Source organism: Undibacterium umbellatum, assembly GCF_014284125.1.
GTDB lineage: Bacteria > Pseudomonadota > Gammaproteobacteria > Burkholderiales > Burkholderiaceae_D > Undibacterium > Undibacterium umbellatum.
Genome location: NZ_JACOFX010000001.1, coordinates 617,892 through 641,121, shown reverse-complemented (window position 1 = coordinate 641,121; position 23,230 = coordinate 617,892). Strand labels below are relative to the sequence as shown.

Annotated in this window: 18 protein-coding genes, 1 tRNA gene and 2 pseudogenes; 18 read left to right on the top strand and 3 right to left on the bottom strand. The window is 49.2% G+C overall.

The genetic code is table 11. From position 1 onward, the window contains the following. Nucleotides 1-43 precede the first annotated feature (43 nt). The 9 genes and pseudogenes from H8L47_RS02965 to H8L47_RS02930 form a co-directional block, all read left to right on the top strand. Nucleotides 44-559, top strand: a pseudogene (locus H8L47_RS02965) (DNA/RNA non-specific endonuclease); the annotation flags it as partial. A gap of 208 nt (nucleotides 560-767) precedes the next feature. Then, nucleotides 768-1,487: a Crp/Fnr family transcriptional regulator gene (locus H8L47_RS02960; protein WP_186951730.1), complete on the top strand. Its 720-nt coding sequence runs from the start codon at nucleotides 768-770 to the stop codon at nucleotides 1,485-1,487. Nucleotides 1,488-1,709: 222 nt separating this feature from the next. Then, the gene (locus H8L47_RS02955) at nucleotides 1,710-2,516 is read left to right on the top strand and encodes a Crp/Fnr family transcriptional regulator (protein WP_186951729.1); all 807 of its coding nucleotides are present in this window, start codon (nucleotides 1,710-1,712) and stop codon (nucleotides 2,514-2,516) included. 365 nt (nucleotides 2,517-2,881) lie between these two features. After that, nucleotides 2,882-3,676, top strand: coding sequence for a Crp/Fnr family transcriptional regulator (locus H8L47_RS02950; protein WP_186951728.1), 795 nt, complete (start codon nucleotides 2,882-2,884; stop codon nucleotides 3,674-3,676). A gap of 52 nt (nucleotides 3,677-3,728) precedes the next feature. Continuing rightward, a pseudogene (locus H8L47_RS30180) lies at nucleotides 3,729-4,226 on the top strand (CHASE3 domain-containing protein); the annotation flags it as partial. Nucleotides 4,227-4,343: 117 nt separating this feature from the next. Then, nucleotides 4,344-6,464, top strand: a complete 2,121-nt coding sequence (locus tag H8L47_RS02945; protein ID WP_329605430.1) for a PAS domain S-box protein — start codon at nucleotides 4,344-4,346, stop codon at nucleotides 6,462-6,464. 50 nt (nucleotides 6,465-6,514) lie between these two features. Beyond that, on the top strand, nucleotides 6,515-7,336 hold the full coding sequence (locus H8L47_RS02940) for a response regulator (protein ID WP_186951726.1): 822 nt from the start codon (nucleotides 6,515-6,517) through the stop codon (nucleotides 7,334-7,336). Nucleotides 7,337-7,365: 29 nt separating this feature from the next. Next, complete coding sequence (locus H8L47_RS02935; RefSeq protein ID WP_186951725.1) at nucleotides 7,366-8,655, top strand: NRAMP family divalent metal transporter; 1,290 nt, start codon at nucleotides 7,366-7,368, stop codon at nucleotides 8,653-8,655. Between the two features lie 283 nt (nucleotides 8,656-8,938). Further along, nucleotides 8,939-9,934, top strand: a complete 996-nt coding sequence (locus H8L47_RS02930; RefSeq protein WP_230413550.1) for a patatin-like phospholipase family protein — start codon at nucleotides 8,939-8,941, stop codon at nucleotides 9,932-9,934. A 147-nt stretch (nucleotides 9,935-10,081) separates the two neighbouring features. Here H8L47_RS02930 and H8L47_RS02925 read toward each other — a convergent pair whose 3' ends face one another. Further along, nucleotides 10,082-10,555, bottom strand: a complete 474-nt coding sequence (locus H8L47_RS02925; RefSeq protein ID WP_230413582.1) for a C40 family peptidase — start codon at nucleotides 10,553-10,555, stop codon at nucleotides 10,082-10,084. Nucleotides 10,556-10,804: 249 nt separating this feature from the next. On the opposite strand from H8L47_RS02925, the gene H8L47_RS02920 reads away from it, so the two are divergent. From H8L47_RS02920 to greA, 4 genes are all read left to right on the top strand, one after another. Next, nucleotides 10,805-11,212 carry a GlcG/HbpS family heme-binding protein gene (locus H8L47_RS02920; RefSeq protein ID WP_186951722.1) on the top strand — a complete coding sequence of 136 codons (408 nt, stop codon included), beginning with the start codon at nucleotides 10,805-10,807 and terminating at the stop codon, nucleotides 11,210-11,212. 308 nt (nucleotides 11,213-11,520) lie between these two features. Beyond that, nucleotides 11,521-12,675 carry a glutamine-hydrolyzing carbamoyl-phosphate synthase small subunit gene (gene carA / locus H8L47_RS02915; protein ID WP_186952016.1) on the top strand — a complete coding sequence of 385 codons (1,155 nt, stop codon included), beginning with the start codon at nucleotides 11,521-11,523 and terminating at the stop codon, nucleotides 12,673-12,675. A 4-nt stretch (nucleotides 12,676-12,679) separates the two neighbouring features. After that, nucleotides 12,680-15,898 carry a carbamoyl-phosphate synthase large subunit gene (gene carB, locus H8L47_RS02910; RefSeq protein WP_186951721.1) on the top strand — a complete coding sequence of 1,073 codons (3,219 nt, stop codon included), beginning with the start codon at nucleotides 12,680-12,682 and terminating at the stop codon, nucleotides 15,896-15,898. Nucleotides 15,899-16,027: 129 nt separating this feature from the next. After that, nucleotides 16,028-16,504, top strand: a complete 477-nt coding sequence (gene greA, locus H8L47_RS02905; RefSeq protein WP_186951720.1) for a transcription elongation factor GreA — start codon at nucleotides 16,028-16,030, stop codon at nucleotides 16,502-16,504. Nucleotides 16,505-16,605: 101 nt separating this feature from the next. Here the strand turns inward: greA and H8L47_RS02900 are convergent, their stop codons facing one another. Further along, nucleotides 16,606-17,082: a YhbY family RNA-binding protein gene (locus H8L47_RS02900; RefSeq protein ID WP_110253841.1), complete on the bottom strand. Its 477-nt coding sequence runs from the start codon at nucleotides 17,080-17,082 to the stop codon at nucleotides 16,606-16,608. Between the two features lie 32 nt (nucleotides 17,083-17,114). Here H8L47_RS02900 and H8L47_RS02895 point away from each other — a divergent pair, with 32 nt between their 5' ends. From H8L47_RS02895 to H8L47_RS02875, 5 genes are all read left to right on the top strand, one after another. Then, nucleotides 17,115-17,759, top strand: coding sequence for an RlmE family RNA methyltransferase (locus tag H8L47_RS02895; protein WP_186951719.1), 645 nt, complete (start codon nucleotides 17,115-17,117; stop codon nucleotides 17,757-17,759). Between the two features lie 123 nt (nucleotides 17,760-17,882). Then, nucleotides 17,883-19,772 carry an ATP-dependent zinc metalloprotease FtsH gene (gene ftsH / locus H8L47_RS02890; RefSeq protein ID WP_329605414.1) on the top strand — a complete coding sequence of 630 codons (1,890 nt, stop codon included), beginning with the start codon at nucleotides 17,883-17,885 and terminating at the stop codon, nucleotides 19,770-19,772. A 95-nt stretch (nucleotides 19,773-19,867) separates the two neighbouring features. Next, complete coding sequence (folP, locus tag H8L47_RS02885; protein ID WP_186951718.1) at nucleotides 19,868-20,707, top strand: dihydropteroate synthase; 840 nt, start codon at nucleotides 19,868-19,870, stop codon at nucleotides 20,705-20,707. 14 nt (nucleotides 20,708-20,721) lie between these two features. After that, nucleotides 20,722-22,068 carry a phosphoglucosamine mutase gene (gene glmM / locus H8L47_RS02880; protein WP_186951717.1) on the top strand — a complete coding sequence of 449 codons (1,347 nt, stop codon included), beginning with the start codon at nucleotides 20,722-20,724 and terminating at the stop codon, nucleotides 22,066-22,068. Between the two features lie 112 nt (nucleotides 22,069-22,180). Continuing rightward, nucleotides 22,181-22,257 (top strand) — tRNA-Arg (locus H8L47_RS02875). A gap of 52 nt (nucleotides 22,258-22,309) precedes the next feature. Here the strand turns inward: H8L47_RS02875 and H8L47_RS02870 are convergent. Next, the gene (locus H8L47_RS02870) at nucleotides 22,310-23,218 is read right to left on the bottom strand and encodes a WYL domain-containing protein (protein ID WP_186951716.1); all 909 of its coding nucleotides are present in this window, start codon (nucleotides 23,216-23,218) and stop codon (nucleotides 22,310-22,312) included. Nucleotides 23,219-23,230 lie beyond the last annotated feature (12 nt).

Genomic DNA, 23,230 nt, shown 5'->3' with positions numbered 1-23,230 from the left:
CCCCGCGGAAGGAAGGTAATTAAATACGACAGCGGCTCAACATGCAAAGTTCAACCAGGGCAAACAATTGTGGCAAGGGTTGGAGGCTTATGTCCTGGAGTCTGGTTTGAGAAAATCAAATCTGGATGTGCAAGTGTTTACCGGGCCGATTTTTGAAGAAGATGACCCTGTCTACAAACCTTTCCCAAAAATTCAGTATCCAGTGCGTTTCTGGAAGGTGATTGCCACGGTCAATGCTGAGCAAGAACTGTTTGCCACGGCTTATATGCTCGATCAAAGCGAAGTCATCGCGCAATTTGGCATTGAGGCGACGGCGCCATTTGGTGCCTATAAAACTTTTCAAGTGAAAATCGCAGAAGTCGAGCGTCTCACGGGTTTGCAGTTCACTTCTGGTGGCGGTGCTGATCCGGTGCAGCCATTATCTGCTTGCGATCCATTGAAAAAGAAAAAGAGTAGCACCGCACGGCTATCTATTGCGGCGCAAGAAAGCGCAGGCTTTGATGTGCCAGAAGGCTATGTCGTCTTGAATGAACTTGACGACGTGTATCTTGATGAGTGAGCGTGCTGGTTCGTTCATTTGCTGAGTCAGTGTTGACTAGTGATTGGTAACGCTGGCTCAGTTTTATTTCTTAAAAACACTTTCTTAGGGGGACTTGTGTGCGCAAGCGCGCATAGATTTTTTGTTTGACGTGATAGGCTAGCGCTCCGCTACCCGGCTTTGTCTGTTTGATGAAACCTCTGGTGGAATTTTAAGGCTAAAAACGTTAATGCACACATCCCCCAGTCCTATGCAAAATAACCTGCTTGCGGCCTTGCCTGCTGCAGAATTTGCGTCACTGTCGGTCGGTCTGGAGCTTATCTCCATGGCTGTTGGTGATGTATTGTATGAGGCAGGCGTGCGCCAGCAGTTTGTGTATTTTCCCACTTCAGCCGTAGTTTCTCAGCTGTATGTGCTGGAAGATGGTGTTTCGGCTGAAATTGCCGCTGTTGGTCATGAGGGTGTTGTCGGTATTTCCCTTTTCATGGGAGGCGATACCACGCCAAATCGTGCAGTGGTGCAAAGTGCTGGTTTTGCCTATCGCCTCAAAGGCCAACTATTGAAAGTGGAGTTCGATCGTGCAGGTCCCTTGCTGCGCGTATTGTTACGCTATACCCAGGCGTTGATTACCCAGATGACGCAGACTGCCATTTGCAATCTGCATCACACGGTGGAGCAGCAATTGTGCCGTTGGCTGTTGCTGAGCCTGGATAGATTATCTTCAGACGCCGTGAATATCACCCAGCAGCGCATTGCCAATGTACTGGGCGTGCGGCGTGAAAGGGTGACCGAGGCGGCAGGCAACTTGCAGCGTGCTGGTCTGATCTGTTATAGCCGTGGCGCGATCGTCGTGCTGGATAGACCTGGTCTGGAAAAAGTGGTCTGTGAATGCTATGTCGTCATACAAAAAGAATTTACCAGATTATTGTCTTCGATTCCCTTTCAGTAAGCTTGACCAGCTTTAAGCGTACCGCCAATCTTCACTAGAACCGCGCATACCCCGCAAAAACCAGGTGAGTGTACTTGTTTAATAAGTAAGTTGAGCTAGATGAGGGCTATATGAGCGATGGCGCACATACTCCAGCTTTATACCTGCTACTCTGTGTATAGATAATCCAGTCTATACAATCCATGTCACTCCAAACAGAGATGGCAGCTCAGAGCATCATTCATGACCATCCCGCATAATCCTCTTCAAAATCACTTGCTCGCAGCTTTGCCGAAAGCAGAGTTTGATCGTCTTTCCCTGCATCTTGAGTTGGTGGAGATGCCCTTGGGGCAAGCCTTGTATGAGGCAGGCTGTACGTTGAACTACGTTTATTTCCCAACCACTTCCATCGTGTCCTTGCTGTATGTGCTGGAGAATGGCGCTTCTGCAGAAATAGCCATCGTTGGCAATGAGGGCATACTTGGCATTTCCCTGTTTATGGGGGGGGAAACAACACCCAGTCGCGCTGTAGTCCAGTCTGCTGGCTATGGCTATCGTCTTCAGGCGCAGTTTCTGAAGGAGGAATTTAATCGGGCCGGGCCTTTTTTGCGCCTTTTGCTGCGCTATACCCAGGCATTAATTACGCAAATGACGCAAACGGCAGTCTGTAACCGCCATCACTCCATAGAGCAGCAGCTTTGCCGCTGGTTGCTGTTAAGCCTCGATCGTTTGCCATCGGATTCTGTTTCCATGACCCAGGAATTGATTGCCAATATGCTGGGTGTCAGACGCGAGGGTGTGACGGCAGCGGCAGGCAATATACAGCGATTGGGTTTGATACGGTACAGTCGCGGGCGCATTGATGTGGTCGATCGCCCCGGGCTGGAAAAAGTGGTCTGCGAATGTTATTCCGTCGTTAAATTGGAGTTTGACCGCTTGTTAGCTGACATTCCACGCGGCGATCCCTTGCATGTATTGGGGGAGTCAGATCGTCGCGCAACGGTGATACGTCATGCTGGTAAGCAAAACGGTTCCGAGAGTAAGGGTTAAATCAATTCAACTCGATATCAGTGTGGGGCGCAAATATTTTATCAGCCAAGAATTCTTAGCGGTGTCACCAAATTGTATATCTTATTGATGACTGTCTGTGCGCTAACGTACGTAATTGTTTTCAAGATGCTGCCATAGTGTAGCTTCCAATGCAGCGGCAGAGAGTGATTGTCGATGCAAGTTGACTTAGCTGAGCAGATGAAGATCTGCTGGGTTTTGTTTGCATTATTTTTTCTATATGTGTGATATCGAACAGACACTATAGGCATAAGTGCCATAGAGTCGGGGGGGCGGGGCGTTCCACAGATTTTTGTGGGGTATATTTTGTGCCTTGTCCTTTAGTCTAAATTACGCAGGAATTCGATATGGACAATCAGATAGATCCGAATCAAAACCATCTGCTGGCGGCGTTGTTGGATGCAGAATTTGATCGCCTGGCACCTCATTTGGAACTGGTTTCCATGTTGCTGGGTGATGTCTTGTATGAGTCGGGCGGCAAGTTGCAGTATGTGTACTTTCCGGTGACGGCGATTGTTTCGCTGCATTATTTGCTGGAAAACGGTGGTTCTTCTGAAATTGCCGGTGTCGGAAATGAAGGTTTGGTGGGGATTTCGCTGTTTATGGGTGGCGATACCACACCTAGCCGTGCAATCGTGCAGACTGGTGGCTTTGGTTATCGCTTGAAGGCACATTTCTTGCTGGAAGAATTTAACCGTGCCGGGCCAGTGCTGCGCTTGTTGCTGCGTTACACCCAGGCACTGATCACGCAAATGTCACAAACAGCAGTATGTAATCGCCACCATTCGGTCGAACAGCAACTGTGTCGCTGGCTATTGCTGACATTGGACCGCATGTCGGGAAATGACCTGACGATTACCCAGGAATTGATTGCCAATATGTTGGGGGTGCGGCGCGAAGGGGTGACTGAAGCTGCGGGGAAACTACAAAATTATGGCTTTATCAGTTACAGGCGTGGACATATCACCGTCGTTAACAGAGCGGGGTTGGAAGGGCATGTGTGTGAATGTTATGGCGTGGTCAAGAAAGAATTTGCCCGCTTGCTGTCTGATGTTTTGCAGCGCCAGGGGAAAGCTTTACCTGTTGTGCCAGCCACCATCGTCAGAACAACTGGATATATGCAGGGCAACATAGGCTTGTAAGTATTGGTCCGAATTCCGAAATTTATTGAAGGATTGCTGTGAATAATAATATATGAAGGCAGTCTCGGTAGAGCGTCTGACCTTGATCGGCTTTGGCATCACTTTGCTGGCCCTGTTGATGATAGGTGGTATTGCTTGGAATATTGCCGTGCCTTTCGATACAGTCAAGTCGATAGAGCACACCCGCAAAGTCATGGATGATCTCAATGAGTTGGGCGCCAAACTATCTGATGCAGAGAACGGGCAAAAGGCATATTTTCTGACAAAAGAAGATAGCTACATAAGTCAGCGCAATGATAGCCTCAGTCGCATGGCAAAGGTTATCCAGCATTTGCATGGTTTGACGCTGGATAATGCTCAACAGCAGGCACGCATGCAGCAGTTGCAAAAAGCGGTCGACGAGAGAGTGGCCATTATGCACGAAGGCCAAAAACAATTTGAAGCGCGTGGCTTTGCAGCGACTCTTGCCCTGTTTAATGCGGGTTTGCTGGCATCCTCCAGGGTGCACACTATTTTGACTGCAGCGATTGTCGATGAGCAGGTTTTGCTCGATGAACGAAAATTGAAGGCGGCGTTTCGCATCAAACTGGTGGTAGGCAGCGTTGGTTTTTTGTTGGTGTTTTTATTGCTTTGGGCTTTGCAGATACGCCGAGCCACACTGGGTCGTATGGCTGGCGAGCAAACCTCACTCAAGGTGCGCGAAGTATTACTTAAAATGGGTGCCTTGCAGGATGCCATTTTTAATAGTCAGAACTTTTCCATTATTGCGACGGATGCACAAGGCTTGATACAGATTTTCAATGTCGGTGCCGAACACATGCTGGGCTATGACGCTGCTGATGTCGTCAACCTGATTAGCCCTGCTGATATTTCAGACTCTGACGAACTGGCAGCGCGGGCAACTGCGCTAAGCGCAGAATTCAATACCCCCGTCGCCCTGGGTTTTGATGCCTTAATCTTCAAGGCCATGCGCAGTCTGGAAGATATTCATGAACTGACCTATATCTGTCGTGATGGTAGTCGTCTGCAGGCCATTGTGTCAGTCACTGCCCTACGGGATGCGCAGGGTGTTGTCATAGGTAGCCTCTTGATAGGTACAGATAATACCGCACGCAAGCAGGTGGAGGCCGAGCAAGCCTTGCTGGATCAGCGTTTGCGAGATCAGCAGTTTTATACACGTTCTTTGATTGAGGCCAATATTGATGCCCTGATCACGACAGACTTGAATGGTGTTATCAGCGATGTTAATCACCAGATGGAAGCGATCACCGGGTGCACGCGCGATGAACTGATAGGCGCTCCATTCAAAAATTATTTTACCGAACCCGCCGCAGCAGAACTGGCGATGAAGCGTGCGCTACAAACTGGCAAGGTCACAAATTGTGAACTGACAGCGATAGCGAAAGATGGCAAAGAAACCGAAATTTCCTACAATGCCAGCACCATCTACGACCGTGAGCGCAGATTGCAGGGCGTATTTGCATCTGCCAGGGATGTCACTGAATATAAATTGTTCGAGCAAAGGCTGCAGAGTAGTAATGTTGAGCTGGAGCTGGCCAAGGCGGTTGCCGAAAAAGCCAATTTGGCCAAGTCAGAATTTTTATCCAGCATGAGTCATGAACTGCGTACGCCACTCAATGCAGTGCTGGGTTTTGCGCAATTGATGGCATCAGATAATCCGCCGCCGTCGGATAACCAGAAATTATCGATAGACCAGATATTGCAGGCTGGCTGGTATCTATTGCGCCTAATAAATGAAATTCTTGATCTTGCGATGATAGAGTCGGGCAAGGTGACAATTTCAAAAGAGTCGATCCTGCTGAGCGATGTCTTGCTGGATTGCCACGCCATGATAGAGCCGCAAGCTCAGACGCGCGGTATTAAGATGATTTTCCCGACTATAGACTTGTCGCTGTATGTATTTGCTGACCGCACCAGACTCAAGCAAGTCATGGTGAATTTATTGTCAAACGCGATTAAGTACAATCAGCATGAAGGTTCTGTTACAGTCGAATATGCCATGCATGGTGAGAGCCGCATTCGTATCTGTGTCAAGGATGCAGGTAAAGGCTTATCGCCAGACCAGGTAGCGCAACTGTTTCAACCCTTTAATCGCCTGGGGCAAGATGCAGGCAATGAAGAAGGAACCGGTATTGGTCTAGTGGTGACCAAGCAATTGATTGAGCTCATGGGCGGCTCAATTGGAGTGGAAAGCGATGTAGGTGTTGGTAGTGTATTCTGGATAGAGTTAGCCCTGGCTTCAGCACCAGCTTTGCATGAGGAAGGAGCGGACGAATTTGTGGTCGAGGCAGTTGATGAGCGGCAAGCAGCGCATGCATCATCACAACGCAGCTTATTATATGTGGAAGACAATCCTGCCAACCTCGCTTTGGTCGAGCAATTGATTGCCCGCCGCAGCGATCTCAAGCTGTTGACAGCAGTGGATGCTCATCTGGGTATCAGCACGGCACAGGTATGCAAGCCGGATGTGATTTTGATGGATATTAATTTACCGGGTCTTAGTGGTTTTGGTGCGCTCAAGATTTTGGCGAGTGACCCGCTGACGGCGCATATACCTGTCATGGCCTTGTCTGCAAATGCCATGCCGCGCGATATAGAGAAAGGCTTGGACGCTGGCTTTTTCCGTTATCTGACAAAGCCCATCAAGGTAAATGAATTTATGGATGCACTAGACCTGGCGCTGCATCATGCCAAAGAACATGGCCTGGTTCGCACGAAGGGCGACATTGACTGTAATCAAGTAAAGAGTGAAGTTGAGTTGGGTTGACGATGTTGTGACGTGGAATGTTGATGCGGGAACGATTTTGAAAGAATGAAATGCTTGAAGCAGTCGAAATTCTCAAGGCCAGCATCCTGATCGTTGACGATCAAAAAGCTAATGTGATGTTACTGGAGCAAATGCTGCGTAATATCGGCTATACCTCCATCACCTCAACCATGGATGCACGTACCGTGTGCGCACTGCATATTGAGCATAACTATGACTTGATATTGCTGGATCTGCAAATGCCGGGCATGGATGGTTTTGAAGTCATGGAAGAATTGAAGAACATCGCCGCTGATGCCTATTTGCCGGTTTTGGTGATTACCGCCCAGCCAGGGCACAAGTTGCGTGCCTTGCAGGCGGGTGCCAAGGATTTTGTCAGTAAGCCCTTTGATTTGCTGGAAGTGCAAACACGCATACGCAATATGCTTGAGGTACGCTTACTCTATCAAAAACTGGATAGCTATAATAAGCTACTCGAACAGACGGTACTTGAGCGCACAGCTGAGTTGCGCGCCAGCGAAGCACGCTTTAAAAGCTTTACTGAACTCTCATCTGACTGGTATTGGGAGCAGGATCAGTTTGGCAATTTCACCAGTGTCTCCGGGCCGGTATTCGAAATGCTTGGCATACAGGCAGAAGACATGCTGGGAGCGGCACCCAAGGGTATGGATGGCTGGGATGTCGATGAACGTGAGCGGCTGGATGACAATATCGCCAATCGACGGCCGTTTCTGGACTTTATTTACCGTCGTTGCAAGCCAGATGGCTCGATACAGTACTTGCAAGTGAGTGGTGAGCCTTTCTTTGATACTGCCAGCCGCTTTGCTGGATACCGTGGCGTAGGTATGGATGTCACCCATCGACGACCATAAAATCAAAAGCATTCACCCGCATTTTGGACATGAATAAACCGACTTCAAATGCATTAGCGGCCTCTAAAGAAACCTCCCTGTTGCAAAAGCTGGGACCTGGCCTGATCACTGGAGCGGCTGACGATGATCCCAGTGGCATTGCCACTTATTCTCAGGCAGGTGCCCAATTCGGTTTTAACATGTTGTGGACGGTCTTGTTTACCTACCCCTTGATGGTGGGTATACAAATCGTGAGTGCCCGCATAGGCAGGGTCAGTGGACATGGATTGGCCACCAATATACGTCGTCATTATCCTGGCTGGTTATTGTATGCAGTAGTCGGTCTTTTACTGATTGCCAATACCATTAATATTGCTGCCGATATTTCTGCCATGGGCGAAGCATTGAAATTACTGATAGGCGGCAAGGCGCATCTGTATGCCATTGGTTTTGGCGTATTGTCTTTGCTCCTACAGGTTTTCATCCCTTATCGGCGTTATGTGCGTTTATTGAAATGGCTGACACTGGCTTTGTTGGCGTATGTTGCTACCGTATTTGTTGTGCATATGCCCTGGTCAGAGGTGTTGATGAGGGCGGTTATGCCACATCTATCGTTAAAAAAAGAATACTTCACCACAGTAGTGGCAGTGTTTGGCACCACCATTAGCCCCTATCTGTTTTTCTGGCAAGCCTCGCAAGAAGTGGAAGATATGCGCGCTGATCATCGGGCGCGTCCTTTGATCCATGCGCCTGAACAGGCGCCAGCCAATTTGAAGCGTATCAAGCTTGATACTTATATAGGAATGGCATTCTCCAATCTGGTGGCATTCTTCATTATATTAACTACGGCCGTCACCCTGCATTTGCATGGCGTTACTGATATCCAGACCTCTGCCCAGGCGGCGAAGGCATTGCGACCTATTGCAGGCGACTTCGCCTTCATGTTGTTCAGTGCCGGTATTATTGGCACTGGTTTGCTGGCCATACCTGTACTGGCTGGTTCATCGGCATATGCCATGGCCGGTGCTTTTAAGTGGAAAAGCAGTCTGGAAGAGACTCCGACGCATGCCAGACAATTCTACGCCATCGTTGTACTGTCTACCGTTATCGGCATCGCATTGGGATTTACTGCGATTGATCCCATCAAGGCACTGTACTGGAGTGCGGTCATCAATGGCGTGATTTCTGTGCCCATCATGGTAGTCATGATGTTGATGGCAGCTCGTGCTGATATCATGGGTGTATTTGTGATTGCAGCCAGGTTGAAGATATTGGGCTGGTTTGCCACCGCAATGATGGCACTTGCTGTGGCATCGATGCTTGCAACGTTTTTTTATTGATAGCCGTTCCAGCGTATGAGTCGCTCGTCCGACGCTTACTTGATGAAATGCCTGGCTTTCAGGGTATCTTTTTCTGCATGTTTGCTGCACACCCGGGTCATATTTTTGCCATACGCGCCGCCATGATTTCGTGATGTCTGTCATGTTCTGATCGCTTGAAAGGAGTATCTCTTCTTTAGTCAGGATTGTATTAATTTCTTACTATTTTTTTGCGTGAACTCTGTGCTGCGGGGCTTTTGGAAATATAATCACGCACCTGCAAAATATCCCTGATGCTTTTGGGATGACCGCACTATTTATTCATACACTCAGAAATAACATGCCGCATTTCTCTTCCCGAATTACTTCTTTGTTCGCTCGCAGTAAGCCAGTTCTGGATCGTCTGGTCGTGCCAGTATTGTTTGCTTTTGGTTTGTCAGCCTGCAATACGTCCCCGCAGCAAGTGACTCCATCGGTAGCGCCTGCCATACCAGTGGCAAAGACACTGAAACCTTTGCGCATAGGTTTAGCGCTTGGAGGTGGTGCAGCCCGTGGTTTTGCCCATATTGGTGTCATCAAGGCGCTGGAATCACAAGGTATCAATCCTGATATCGTGGTTGGTACCAGTGCGGGCAGTGTTGTGGGTGCCATGTACGCCGCTGGTAATAATGGTTTTGCCATGCAAAAAATGGCACTTGATATGGATGAGGCAACCATCTCTGACTGGTCCTTGCCCTTGTTTTCAAAATCCAGTGGTGTATTGAAGGGGGATGCTTTGCAAGCCTATGTCAATCGCCTGGTGGTGCAGGCCCCTATTGAGAAGCTGCGCAAACCTTTTGGCGCTGTCGCGACCGATTTGGCAACCGGTCATGCGGTACTGTTTCAGCGCGGTAATACCGGTGCGGCAGTGCGCGCCTCGTCTGCCGTGCCTGGCGTATTCCAGCCTGTGAAAATCAATGACCGTCTGTATGTGGATGGTGGCCTGGTATCGCCGGTGCCAGTGCGTTTTGCTCGCGACATGGGTGCTGATCTGATTATTGCAGTCAATATTTCTTCGCCACCAGAAGCGCAAGTTTCAAATGCCACTCTGGATATTTTGCTGCAAACTGTTGCCATCATGGGGCAAAGCATTAATCAGTTTGAATTGAAACAGGCGGAGATAGTTATTCGTCCAGAGTTGCCAGGAATGAAGGGAAATGATTTCAATGGCCGTAACCTGGCCATACTGGCAGGTGAAAAAGCGGCAATGGCGATGATGCCTGAGATTAAGCAAAAGATTAAAGCAATGCAGGAGCGTTGAGAACGGGTTTGCTGGATCTGGATGGATGAAAACATAAAGGCAGAGCATGGATTGCTCTGCCTTTATGTTTTATGCTCGTGTTATTGATTTATGCTGGAAATAATTAGATTTTTTTATACCATTTACCAGATTTATTGAGTATTTGGCTTAATCATCATTAATGCGTCGTGCGCCATTGAAGCGTTTTTTCCAGTAGGCGATGTCCATGCTTTCTACCCTGACCTGGCCACCTGCTGAGGGGGAGTGTATGAACTTGTTGTCACCCAGATAAATGCCTACGTGAGAAAAGCCGCGTTTGAGTGTGTTATAAAAAACCAGGTCGCCGGGTTGTAAATCTTTTTGTTCTACGTGTTCGCCTACTTTACTGATTTCTGCTGAGGTGCGTGGTAAGTTTGTACCGACGACGTCCTTGAATACATAACGTACAAAGCCACTGCAATCGAGTCCATTTTCCGGCGAATTGCCACCGCGCTTGTAGTGTATGCCCATCAAATCCATGGCTTTGACCGTCAGGTCGGATGCACGTTGCTTGATTTCCTGCAGTTTGGTGTAGGCGGTTGAGGATTCGGGGAAGGGATTGTCTGCGCTCCAGGCTGGGTTGGTCACTGCGGCGAGCAGCATAGTCGAGATAAGCACTAACTTGGCTTTCCTTGATAGTCTGGAAACGTTTATTAGCATCTTTGCACCTGGTTGGAAAAACCGCTCAACTTTAAGCGAACTCGGAAAAAATGTAAACCATTAGCGAAAATTGCCCCTTGGCAATAAATGTCATTTAAATGGGAATATAGCTGTCAATTGGTTAAAACTGTTTGTATACCTAAGCGCAATTGCTTGGCGTACAATCCCGCTGACTTTAATGGAGAGGCATTTATGCAAACAAAACCTGTGTTGACTTTGGAAGATGTTAAAAAAATTGCTGCGGCAGCAGAGGCAGAAGCCAAGGCCAATAACTGGCCTGTCGTGATTGCCGTGGTTGACGATGGTGGTCATTTGATGTGGTTGCAGCGCCTTGATGGCGTGGCGCCTATTTCTGCCCATATTGCACCAGCCAAGGCGACTACTGCAGCACTGGGCAAGCGCGAATCCAAGATCTATGAAGATATTATCAATAATGGTCGTTATTCCTTTCTGAGTGCACCTTTCATTGAAGGTATGCTCGAAGGAGGCGTGCCTATTATTGTCGAGGGCCAATGCGTTGGGGCAGTTGGCGTTTCAGGTGTTAAATCGTCTGAAGATGCGCAAATCGCAAAAGCAGGTATAGCGGCACTGGGCTTGTAATTATTGCCAGAGGGCGTATTGGATGCATGTTTTTGAAGATGAAATCGAAAACATGATTGGCGAACGTTCGTACTACTTTTGAATTTGCTATAAATGACGGCCCATCAGGCATTTCGTATTTGCCTGATGGGCCGTTTCGCGCTATAATTCGAGGGTTTAACTAATCCGAAATCTCGCCGTAGCGCCTACCCAATTTCACATCGCTCCATCATCTTTCCAGGCCACGCGGCATTTTTTGCGCGGCCAGGGAAACGACAGCTTGGGGCGTCGCAGCGGCGGTAACAATACAGGAGTTGCCCTTGCTGCCCATTCCGCAGTCCCTTCTTCGTTCCGGCCAGGACACCGCTATACTTGCCCTCGCCGATGGAAGCATTTTCACTGGATATTCGATTGGCGCTGCCGGTCAAACCATAGGTGAAGTTGTCTTCAATACCTCAATGACCGGTTATCAGGAAATTTTGACTGATCCCAGTTATAGTTCCCAAATCGTTACCCTGACGTATCCGCATATTGGTAATACCGGCGTCAATGCCGAAGACGTAGAGTCTGACAAAATTCATGCAGCCGGTTTGATCATTAAAGACCTGCCTTTGCTGGTATCGAATTTCCGCTCTGAACAAACCCTCTCTGATTACCTCAAATCCCAAAACATCGTCGCTATTGCTGGTATTGATACCCGCAAGCTGACACGTATCTTGCGTGAAAAAGGTGCACAAGGCGGTGCCATCCTGGTTGGTGCTGATGCTGAAAAAGCCATTGCGCTGGCCAAGTCTTTCCCTGGCCTGTCTGGCATGGATCTGGCCAAGGTTGTGTCTGTCAAGCAGGCTTATGACTGGACTGAGGCTGAGTGGGTATTGGGTCAGGGTTATGGTCAGTTGCAAAATCCTAAATTCCACGTCGTTGCTTTTGACTTTGGCGTCAAGCGCAATATCTTGCGCATGCTGGCTGAGCGTGGCTGCAAAGTTACCGTCTTGCCTGCACAATCCAGTGCTGCCGATGTACTGGCGTTGAACCCTGATGGCGTGTTTTTATCGAATGGTCCTGGCGACCCGGAACCTTGTGATTATGCGATTGCCGCAGCCAAGGAATTGATAGAGAAGGGTATCCCTACCTTTGGTATCTGCCTCGGCCATCAAATCATGGCGTTGGCATCTGGTGCTAAAACTCTCAAGATGAAATTCGGTCACCACGGTGCCAACCATCCTGTGCAGGATCTGGATACCAAACAAGTGCTGATCACATCGCAAAACCACGGTTTTGCAGTCGATGCGGCAACTTTGCCAGCCAATTGCCGCGTCACCCACGTGTCTTTGTTTGATGGCTCGCTGCAAGGTTTTGCCCGTACTGATAAACCAGCTTTCTGCTTCCAGGGTCACCCTGAAGCCTCACCAGGTCCGCATGATATTGCCTACCTGTTTGACCGCTTCACCGCGATGATGGCCAAGGCAAAGACAGGAGAATAATAGAATGCCAAAACGTAACGACATAAAAAGTATTTTGATTATCGGCGCTGGCCCCATCATCATTGGTCAGGCTTGTGAATTCGACTATTCCGGCGCACAGGCTTGCAAGGCTTTGCGTGAAGAAGGTTACCGCGTGATTCTGGTCAACAGCAATCCTGCGACCATCATGACTGATCCGGAAATGGCCGATGTAACCTACATCGAACCTATCACCTGGCAAGTCGTCGAACGCATCATCGCCAAAGAAAAACCGGATGCGATTTTGCCAACCATGGGTGGTCAGACTGCCTTGAATTGCGCACTTGATCTGCATCGCAACGGCGTGCTGATCAAATACAATTGCGAACTGATCGGTGCTTCACCAGAAGCTATCGACAAGGCTGAGGACCGTTTGAAATTCAAGAATGCCATGACCAAGATTGGCCTGGGTTCTGCACGTTCTGGCGTTGCCCATACTATGGATGAAGCCTGGGTTGTGCAAAAAGATGTTGGTTTCCCGGTCATTATCCGCCCATCGTTCACCATGGGTGGTACAGGCGGCGGTATTGCCTACAATCCGGAAGAATTCGAAACCATTTGCAAGCGCGGTCTGGAGGCATCTCCTACCAATGAATTGCTGATCGAGGAATCGCTGATAGGCTGGAAAGAATATGAGATGGAAGTCGTGCGCGACAAGGCAGACAACTGCATCATCGTTTGCTCGATCGAAAATCTGGATCCTATGGGGGTGCATACCGGTGACTCCATTACTGTTGCACCTGCACAGACATTGACCGATAAAGAATACCAGATCATGCGTAATGCCTCTTTGGCAGTGCTGCGTGAAATTGGTGTGGATACTGGTGGTTCCAACGTACAGTTTTCCATCAACCCTGCTGATGGCCGCATGATCGTCATCGAGATGAATCCGCGTGTGTCGCGTTCATCTGCGCTGGCATCGAAGGCGACTGGTTTCCCTATCGCCAAGATCGCTGCCAAGCTGGCAGTTGGTTTCACGCTGGATGAGTTGCGTAATGAAATTACTGGCGGTACCACACCTGCTTCTTTCGAGCCTTCCATCGATTACGTCGTTACCAAGATCCCGCGTTTCGCATTTGAAAAATTCCCGCAGGCAGATAACCGCCTGACGACACAGATGAAATCTGTTGGTGAAGTGATGGCGATAGGTCGCACCTTCCAGGAATCTTTCCAGAAAGCCCTGCGTGGCCTCGAAGTTGGCGTCGATGGCATGAATGAAAAAACTCAGGACCGTGAGACGCTGGAAAAAGAACTCGGTGAGCCTGGTCCTGACCGTATCTGGTATGTTGGCGATGCGTTCGCTCAAGGCTTTACGCTGGAAGAGGTGCATCAACTGACGCACATCGACCCTTGGTTCCTGGTGCAGATCAAGGACATCGTCGATATCGAATTGTGGTTGGACGAACAGTCACTCGACAGCGTCGATAAAGCCCTGATGCTGCAACTGAAGCAAAAAGGTTTCTCTGATCGTCGCCTGGCAAAGCTGTTGAAAACGACAGACACTGCCATTCGTGAAAAACGCAAGGCTTTGAACGTACGCCCAGTCTACAAGCGCGTTGATACCTGCGCCGGTGAATTCGCTACGAATACAGCCTACATGTATTCGACGTATGAAGAAGAATGCGAATCGAACCCGACCGACAAGAAAAAAATCATGGTATTGGGCGGTGGCCCTAACCGTATCGGCCAGGGTATTGAGTTCGATTATTGCTGCGTACACGCGGCCTTTGCAATGCGCGAAGATGGTTATGAAACCATCATGGTCAACTGCAATCCAGAAACCGTTTCTACCGACTACGATACATCCGACCGTCTGTATTTTGAACCACTGACGCTGGAAGATGTGCTGGAGATCGTCGACAAAGAAAAACCAGTTGGCGTCATCGTGCAATACGGTGGCCAGACGCCTTTGAAATTGGCGCTTGATCTGGAAGCCAATGGCGTACCTATCGTCGGTACCTCGCCAGATATGATCGATGCTGCAGAAGACCGCGAACGCTTCCAGAAAATGCTGCAAGACCTGGGCCTGCGTCAACCTCCAAACCGTACTGCACGCACTGAAGCTGATGCGTTGGCATTGGCGCAAGAGATTGGTTATCCGCTCGTGGTGCGCCCATCTTATGTACTTGGTGGTCGTGCAATGGAAATCGTGCATGAGCAACGTGATCTTGAGCGTTACATGCGCGAAGCCGTCAAGGTGTCGCATGATTCTCCAGTCTTGCTGGATCGCTTCCTGAATGATGCGATTGAAGTAGATGTTGATTGCCTGTCTGATGGCGAACGTACCTTCATCGGCGGCGTCATGGAGCATATTGAGCAGGCTGGTGTTCACTCCGGTGACTCTGCATGTTCCTTGCCACCATATTCCCTGTCGCAAGAAACCATTGCTGAACTCAAGCGCCAGACGGCGCTGATGGCAAAAGGTTTGAATGTTGTTGGCCTGATGAATGTGCAGTTTGCGATTCAGCAGCAAGAAGGCAAAGATGTCGTGTTCGTGCTGGAAGTGAACCCGCGTGCCTCACGTACCGTGCCTTATGTCTCCAAGGCTACTGGCTTGCAACTGGCGAAGATTGCGGCCCGCTGCATGGTTGGTCAGTCTCTCGATTCACAAGGTATAGGTGCAGAAGTCGTGCCGCCTTATTTCAGCGTCAAGGAAGCGGTATTCCCGTTCGTGAAGTTCCCCGGTGTTGATACCATTCTTGGCCCAGAGATGAAATCAACAGGTGAAGTCATGGGCGTGGGCAAAACCTTTGGTGAAGCCTTCGTGAAATCACAACTGGGCGCAGGCGTAAAATTGCCAACTTCCGGCAAGGTTTTCCTGAGTATCAAGAACAGCGACAAACCACGTGGCGTGAAAGTTGCCCGTGATCTGGTTGAAATGGGTTTCTCCATCGTTGCTACGCGTGGTACAGCAGCGGCGATTGCGGCGGAGGGTATACCGGTTTCCGTTGTCAATAAAGTGGTTGAGGGTCGTCCACACGTTGTTGATATGATCAAGAACAATGAAATTGCCATGGTCATCAATACTGTCGAAGAAAAGCGCAATGCCATTACTGACTCGCGCGCCATTCGTACCTCGGCTTTGATTGCACGTGCAACAACATTCACGACCATCGCCGGTGCAGAAGCTGCGGTTGAGGGTATGCATCATTTGAATGAATTGCATGTTTATGATTTACAAGGACTGCATAAGACCTTAAACTGATAGAAACAACAGTGCCTTTGGCTGCAAGGTCAGAGGTGCTTGAACTTCGATACAGAGTTCACAAATGGCATCGGTAATGCTGGTGTCTGATGTGGCCTCTGTATTTTTACTTTTATGAGTGTGAATGATATGAGTACAGTACCTGTCACCAAGTTCGGCGCAGAATTGCTTAAGAAAGAATTACATCTTTTAAAGACCAAAGAGCGCCCGGATGTCATCAATGCGATTGCTGAGGCGCGCGCGCAGGGCGACTTGTCTGAAAATGCCGAGTATGATGCTGCCAAAGAACGCCAGGCATTTATCGAAGGTCGTATTGCTGATCTGGAAGGTAAGCTGGGTTCTGCACAAATCATTGATCCAACTACACTGGATGCGGAAGGCCGCGTAGTATTTGGCTCTACCGTACATTTGGAAGATCTGGAAACTTCACAAAAAGTCAGTTACCAGATTGTTGGTGAAGATGAGGCAGACTTGAAATTGAGTAAGGTCTCCATCACTTCTCCTATCGCACGTGCCTTGATAGGCAAGTATGCCGGCGACGTGGTTGGTGTGCAGGCACCGGCAGGTGTGCGTGAGTATGAAGTGCTGGATGTGTTGTACGTTTGATTATTTTTACATCAGGTAAACCGATATAAAAATAGTAGAGATAATTACCCGGCCTGGTTTGGCCGGGTTGAGTACTGATCAGATATCAGAAGTATTCAGGGTCAGCTGTTGGCAAGTGATGATTTTTTTGCGCTGCTTTGACGTGGTTTTGCACGTTTGATATTGCCGCCTTGAGTCACGCGTTCGTTACCTTTGACCATGACTTTGGATACGGTAGGTTTTTTCGTGCCACTTGGGCTAGGCTTGACGATAGTGACTTCGCGCATGCCTTTACCTTTTTTAACTAACTTGGTTTCTTTCGTACCTTCCAGTTTTGGACGGTAAACCACCAAAAGTTTTCCAATATGTTGTACTGGGGCTGCGTTCAGCTCGGCACAGATGGTATCGTACATACCTATACGTGCTTCTCTATCATCGCCAAATACGCGTACCTTGATCAAGCCGTGGGCATTCAGGCCAGCATCAATTTCTTTGATCACAGCAGGAGTCAAGCCGGCTTCGCCGATTAATACGATAGGTTTCAGTGCATGGGCTTCGGAGCGGAGTTCGCTTCTTTCAGCGGGCGTAAGTTTTAACATAGTAATTCCTTTAAAAGCAGTATTTTACGCGAATGGCAAAGAATAAATTCAATCAAAATTGGGTTCACGACCATATTAATGATCCTTATGTGAAACTTGCACAAAAGGAAGGCTATCGTGCGCGCGCCGTTTACAAGCTAAAAGAAATAGATGAATCAGAAAAATTGATACGCCCAGGCCAAGTTATTGTTGATTTGGGGGCAACACCTGGTAGCTGGTCACAGTATGTAAGAAATAAACTGGCGGGTAAAGAAGGTGGCGGCATCATGGGTGAAATTTTTGCCCTCGACCTGTTACCCATGGACCCTATCGCCGACGTGCAATTCATACAAGGCGATTTTCGTGAGGATGAAGTACTGGATCAATTGGAATCCAAATTGTTAGGACGTAAAGTCGACTTGGTTTTATCAGATATGGCCCCAAATCTGTCTGGTAACTCAACCGTTGACTCTGCGCGTGTCGAATACATTATCGAATTGGCAGTCACTTTTTCCAAGGCACATCTGAAACCGGGTGGCGCTTTGCTGGTGAAGTGTTTCCATGGACCTAGCTATAACAACATTTTCACACTATTCAAAGATGAGTTCAAAACAGTGGCCAACAAGAAGCCTAAAGCCAGTAAAGACAAGTCTTCTGAGATATTTTTGCTTGGCAGAGGCCTAAAAAACCTCGAATAATTGCATTTGCCTCTTGATAATCATCAATATCGCCAACATATGCTGGCTAGCAAGCTCTACCCAATGGGGGTAGAATGAACGTTTACAGTATCAAATGGCGCATCCTGCGTTCAAGGAGTTCTCGTGAATAATATGTTTTCAAAAGCTGCTATATGGGTGGTAGTTGCCCTGGTGCTTTTTACGCTTTTTAGGCAGTTTGATGGAAAAGGCATCGGTGCGGGCGTTACGTCCATTCCGTATTCCGAGTTCCTGGATGAAGTTAAATCCAAACGCATCAAGGATGCCACCATCGATGAAGCCAATCGCTCCATCGTGGCGACCAATTCTGAGGGTAAAAAAGTCAAGGTGCAAATTACCGGGCTTGACCGGGGCCTGATCCGTGATCTGGTGGATAATAACGTCAAGTTTGATGTCAAGCAGCCAGAAGAGCAATCCTTCCTGTCGCAAGTCTTCATTTCCTGGTTCCCGATGTTGTTACTGATCGGTGTCTGGGTCTTCTTCATGCGCCAGATGCAAGGTGGCGGTAAGGGTGGGGCATTCTCCTTTGGTAAATCCAAGGCCAGGATGTTGGATGACACTAATAACAATGTCTCTTTTGCTGATGTTGCTGGTTGCGACGAGGCCAAGGAAGAAGTCAGTGAAATCGTTGATTTCCTGCGTGACCCTACCAAGTTCCAAAAACTCGGCGGCCGTATCCCTCGCGGTGTATTGATGGTTGGCCCTCCGGGTACTGGTAAAACATTGCTGGCACGTGCTATTGCTGGTGAAGCAAAAGTGCCTTTCTTCACGATCTCTGGTTCTGATTTCGTTGAAATGTTCGTCGGTGTCGGTGCTTCGCGCGTCCGTGACATGTTTGAGAATGCTAAAAAGCATTCACCTTGCATCATTTTTATTGATGAAATTGATGCAGTTGGTCGTCATCGCGGTGCGGGTATGGGCGGTGGTAATGATGAACGCGAGCAGACACTGAATCAGATGCTGGTTGAGATGGATGGTTTTGAAGCCAATTCTGGCGTTATCGTTATCGCTGCGACTAACCGTGCAGACGTACTCGATAAAGCCTTGTTGCGCCCAGGTCGTTTCGATCGTCAGGTGACCGTTAGCTTGCCGGATGTCCGTGGTCGTGAGCAAATTCTTAACGTTCATATGCGTAAGGTGCCTATTTCTGCTGACGTAAAAGCTGACATTCTCGCGCGTGGCACGCCAGGTTTCTCTGGTGCTGACCTGGCTAATCTGGTTAATGAGTCAGCACTGTTTGCGGCGCGACGCAATAAGCGCTTGGTAGAAATGATAGATTTTGAAGATGCTAAAGACAAAATCTACATGGGTCCTGAGCGTCGTTCCATGGTGATGCGTGAAGAGGAACGCAGAGCTACTGCTTACCATGAGTCTGGTCATGCTGTAGTGGCAAAATTACTGCCTACGTCCGACCCTGTACATAAAGTAACCATTATGCCGCGTGGTTCTGCTTTGGGTGTGACTCTGTCTCTGCCTGAGCATGATGCAGTGAGTTTGTACAAAGACAAAATGCTCGATAAGATTTCTATGTTGTTTGGTGGCAGGATTGCTGAAGAGATTTTCGTCGGCCAAATGTCGTCAGGTGCAGAAAGTGACTTTTCTCATGCAACCAAGCTCGCCAGAGCGATGGTTACTCGTTGGGGTATGTCTGACAGCATGGGTGTGATGGTGTACGAAGATAACCAGAACGACGGCTATTTTGGTGGTTCTTCCAAAACCATTTCTGAAGTGACGCAGCAAAAAGTGGATGCTGAAATTCGCAACATTCTGGATACGCAATATGCTTTGGCGCGTAAACTTCTGGAAGAAAACCGTGACAAGGTTGAAGTGATGACCAAGGCCTTGCTGGATTGGGAAACCATTGATGCAGACCAGGTCAATGACATCATGAACGGTATAGATCCACGTCCGCCAAAACAAGGTCAGACCTCTAGTCGTACTCCAACTGATAAGCCGTCTGGTGGCGTGTCTCCTAGCGCAACAGCACCAGCCTGAGTCGCTATACAAAAATTACACAATTAATTTTTGAATTTCTTGATTTGTTTTTAAAAAGGGTGGGGATTATTCCTCACCCTTAGTCTTTTTAAAAAATGAAATATTTCCAATGTGGCCGTTTTCGCTATCCTTTGAGTGGAGCGCAATCCAGAACCCTGGTCATGGGTGTTCTCAACATCACGCCTGATTCTTTTTCTGATGGTGGCAAATACCTGCACCTCGAAAGCGCCATCGCCCGGGCTGAACAGATGATAGAAGATGGTGTTGATATCATCGATATCGGTGGCGAATCCAGTCGCCCTGGTTCTGCTCCTTTGGCGTTGGATGAGGAACTGGGTCGCGTCATGCCCGTCATCTATGCCTTGCGTGATTGCGGCAAGCCCCTGTCCATCGATACCTACAAGCCGCAAGTCATGCGCGAAGCCTTGCTTGCCGGGGTAGATATGATCAATGATATCCAGGGGTTTTGCTCGCCAGACGCTATCGCCGCAGTACAAAATGCGGACGCTGCCCTGTGTGCCATGCATATGCAAAACACGCCGACGGACATGCAAATCAGCCCTGAATATGCTGACGTCAATCAAGAGGTAAAAGTGTTTTTACGCGAACGTCTGGCCGCTTTTGAGCAGGCAGGTATAGAAGCAGAACGTATTTGCCTTGACCCCGGGTTTGGTTTTGGCAAAACCCTGGAGCATAATGTGGCAATGTTCAGGCACTTGCCTGAGTTGCAGCAAGAGCTGGGTTTGCCCGTGCTGGTGGGTGTCTCACGCAAGTCCATGATAGGTGGTTTGACGGGCAGGGCGGCACCAGAACGCCTGGCGGGTAGCGTCGCCGCGGCCCTGGTGGCAAAGCAAATGGGCGCAAACATAATCCGTGTGCACGATGTGGCAGAAACTGTCGATGCATACAAAGTCTGGGATGCATTGTCCCGTTGATCAGCAGGAAGAATATGAGTAGAAAATATTTTGGTACAGATGGCATACGCGGCAAGGTTGGCGTTGCTCCGATCACTCCTGATTTTGTCATGCGCCTGGGATTTGCCGCAGGCAAAGTGCTGGCGCAAGCGAATGTTGTTGGCGATGCACGGCCTACCGTCTTGATAGGTAAAGACACCCGCATTTCCGGCTATTTGCTGGAAGCTTCGCTGGAGGCCGGCTTTGCCGCCGCTGGCGTTGATGTCATGTTGTCCGGTCCCGCCCCCACACCTGCAGTGGCCTACCTGACACGCGCTTTGCGTCTGTCTGCAGGCGTCGTAATCTCTGCCTCACACAACCCATTCGATGACAATGGCATCAAGTTTTTCTCGGCAAATGGCAATAAACTGCCGGATGAAGTAGAACTGGCGATAGAAGCTGAACTTGAGCGCCCGATGCAATGTGTCAGCTCTGAGAAGTTGGGTAAGGCACGCCGCTTGAGTGACGCAAATGGTCGCTACATAGAATTTTGTAAGAGCACTTTCCCAGCTGAACTGGATTTGCGTGGCCTGAAAATCGTCGTCGATTGCGCCCATGGTGCTGCTTATGATATTGCCCCCCATGTCTTCCATGAATTGGGTGCCGACGTCATCGCCATCGGCAATCAGCCAAATGGCTTAAACATCAATGACCAGGTCGGGGCCACCGCGCCGGACGCGCTGGCCCTCGCTGTGCGCGCCAATCATGCTGATCTGGGTATTGCCCTTGATGGTGATGCCGACCGCCTGCTCATGGTCGACAAGCACGGCAAGATATATAACGGTGATCAACTGCTTTACCTGATGGTGCTTGACCGCATGGCTATAGGCAAGGTCGATGGTGTGGTGGGTACGCTCATGACCAATATGGCAGTTGAGTTGGCATTCAAGAAGCTGGGCGTGGGCTTTGCACGCGCCAAAGTCGGCGACCGTTATGTGCTGGAGCAAATGTATGAGCGCGGCTGGTTGCTGGGTGGTGAAGGTTCAGGCCATCTCCTGTGCCTGGACAAGCATACGACAGGTGACGGCATAGTCTCAGCACTGCAGGTATTGTCAGCCTTGAGGCGAAATGGCAAGAGTCTGGACGCCTGCTTTGACGACTTGCAACTATTCCCGCAGACCTTATTGAATATCAAAGTGCCTGCCGGATTCGACTGGCAAAAGAATGAAAAGCTCGTCACCGAAAAACAAAAGGTGGAAGCCGAGCTGGCAGACAAGGGCAGGGTACTGATACGCGCGTCTGGCACCGAGCCACTGGTGCGAGTCATGGTAGAGGCAGAGGATGCCGAACAGGCATCGACTAGCGCCCGCCGCCTGGCAGATTGTATTCCACCTGCAATCTAAGTTAATTCGCTGTCAGACGCTTTTGATTCTTGAATCTGGCGGCGATACCATGTACTATTCAGCCTTCAGTTTTTGGGCCGCCAAACATCAGTTTTGTCGGCGCTGAACAAGACTGTCCATAGCTCAGTTGGATAGAGCACGAGCCTTCTAAGCTCGGGGTCGCACGTTCGATTCGTGCTGGACAGGCCAATAGATTCAAAGACTTAGCCCGGATAAAAATTCCGGGCTTTTTCGTTTTTGTTCAAGCTGCCTTGGCATCAGTCAGTTTTTTGTAACCCGGTGCTAATACCGCATTTTTTACGCCATCAAGCGCACTCAAGTTGGCAAGCTTTAGTCTGCAATTGCTATATTCAGCTTGATTGTCTGCTGAGCAATCAACCTGCCATTGACGCAATACATAACCCGCAACTGCCGCACGTAACCGGACTTCTACCTTCCCCTGGTTCATGCCATAGTCACGTATGATGGACTCTGGGCATGGGTGTGATGGGTGCGGTCGCAACTCAATACGGATCATGCGCTGCCATTGTTCATCAGCGGACAATCGCTCATGTTCTTGCGTGATTTGGTTTTGGCTGCCTTGCTTGATTGTGGCGATGTCGTCCATGCGTGTCAGCACCAGATCCCTGAATTCCAGCTTGCTTCTATCGTATGCGCGTACATGCCAGCGCAGGCCTGAATCGACCAGGGCCAGAGGGACGATTTCTCTTAGTGAAGGGCCGGTCTTCATGGAGTGATAAATCAGGCTGAGTGGATATTGTCCTTGTATGGCGCGGGTGACTGTTGCCAGGTCCGCAAGCTTGGGCTGGTTCAGCCGAGCTGGCACATCGTGTTGCAGCAGGGCTTCGCCTATGCTGCGCTCACCGTCGCCAAAGCCTGAGCAAAGTGCTGACAAGACTCTGTCTGCCTTGTGCTGGAACAGTGGCTGGAAGCTGTCGCGGTAATGATACATCTTGCCTTCGTAGCTGGCATTGCCTTGTGCAAGTTCTCTATATAGTACGAGGTCACGTGTGCCTGCGGCAGAGGCGATGTCAAAACGGTCCATGACATCTTTGCGCGTCACTTTACCGAGAAACCAAAGGCGGAATTCGATGAAGGCCAGACGTTCACGCTGGGCGGCTGGCAATTCAGTCAATGAATTTGTGTGCATGGAAAATAATAA

Bases quoted from the DNA above. Each gene is read 5' to 3' on its own strand.
- H8L47_RS02960 (WP_186951730.1), top strand. From the start codon at position 768: ATGCACACATCCCCCAGTCCTATGCAAAATAACCTGCTTGCGGCCTTG.
- H8L47_RS02955 (WP_186951729.1), top strand. From the start codon at position 1,710: ATGACCATCCCGCATAATCCTCTTCAAAATCACTTGCTCGCAGCTTTG.
- H8L47_RS02950 (WP_186951728.1), top strand. From the start codon at position 2,882: ATGGACAATCAGATAGATCCGAATCAAAACCATCTGCTGGCGGCGTTG.
- H8L47_RS02945 (WP_329605430.1), top strand. From the start codon at position 4,344: ATGGCTGGCGAGCAAACCTCACTCAAGGTGCGCGAAGTATTACTTAAA.
- H8L47_RS02940 (WP_186951726.1), top strand. From the start codon at position 6,515: ATGCTTGAAGCAGTCGAAATTCTCAAGGCCAGCATCCTGATCGTTGAC.
- H8L47_RS02935 (WP_186951725.1), top strand. From the start codon at position 7,366: ATGAATAAACCGACTTCAAATGCATTAGCGGCCTCTAAAGAAACCTCC.
- H8L47_RS02930 (WP_230413550.1), top strand. From the start codon at position 8,939: ATGACCGCACTATTTATTCATACACTCAGAAATAACATGCCGCATTTC.
- H8L47_RS02925 (WP_230413582.1), bottom strand. From the start codon at position 10,555: ATGCTGCTCGCCGCAGTGACCAACCCAGCCTGGAGCGCAGACAATCCC.
- H8L47_RS02920 (WP_186951722.1), top strand. From the start codon at position 10,805: ATGCAAACAAAACCTGTGTTGACTTTGGAAGATGTTAAAAAAATTGCT.
- carB (WP_186951721.1), top strand. From the start codon at position 12,680: ATGCCAAAACGTAACGACATAAAAAGTATTTTGATTATCGGCGCTGGC.
- greA (WP_186951720.1), top strand. From the start codon at position 16,028: ATGAGTACAGTACCTGTCACCAAGTTCGGCGCAGAATTGCTTAAGAAA.
- H8L47_RS02900 (WP_110253841.1), bottom strand. From the start codon at position 17,082: ATGTTAAAACTTACGCCCGCTGAAAGAAGCGAACTCCGCTCCGAAGCC.
- H8L47_RS02895 (WP_186951719.1), top strand. From the start codon at position 17,115: ATGGCAAAGAATAAATTCAATCAAAATTGGGTTCACGACCATATTAAT.
- folP (WP_186951718.1), top strand. From the start codon at position 19,868: ATGAAATATTTCCAATGTGGCCGTTTTCGCTATCCTTTGAGTGGAGCG.
- glmM (WP_186951717.1), top strand. From the start codon at position 20,722: ATGAGTAGAAAATATTTTGGTACAGATGGCATACGCGGCAAGGTTGGC.
- H8L47_RS02870 (WP_186951716.1), bottom strand. From the start codon at position 23,218: ATGCACACAAATTCATTGACTGAATTGCCAGCCGCCCAGCGTGAACGT.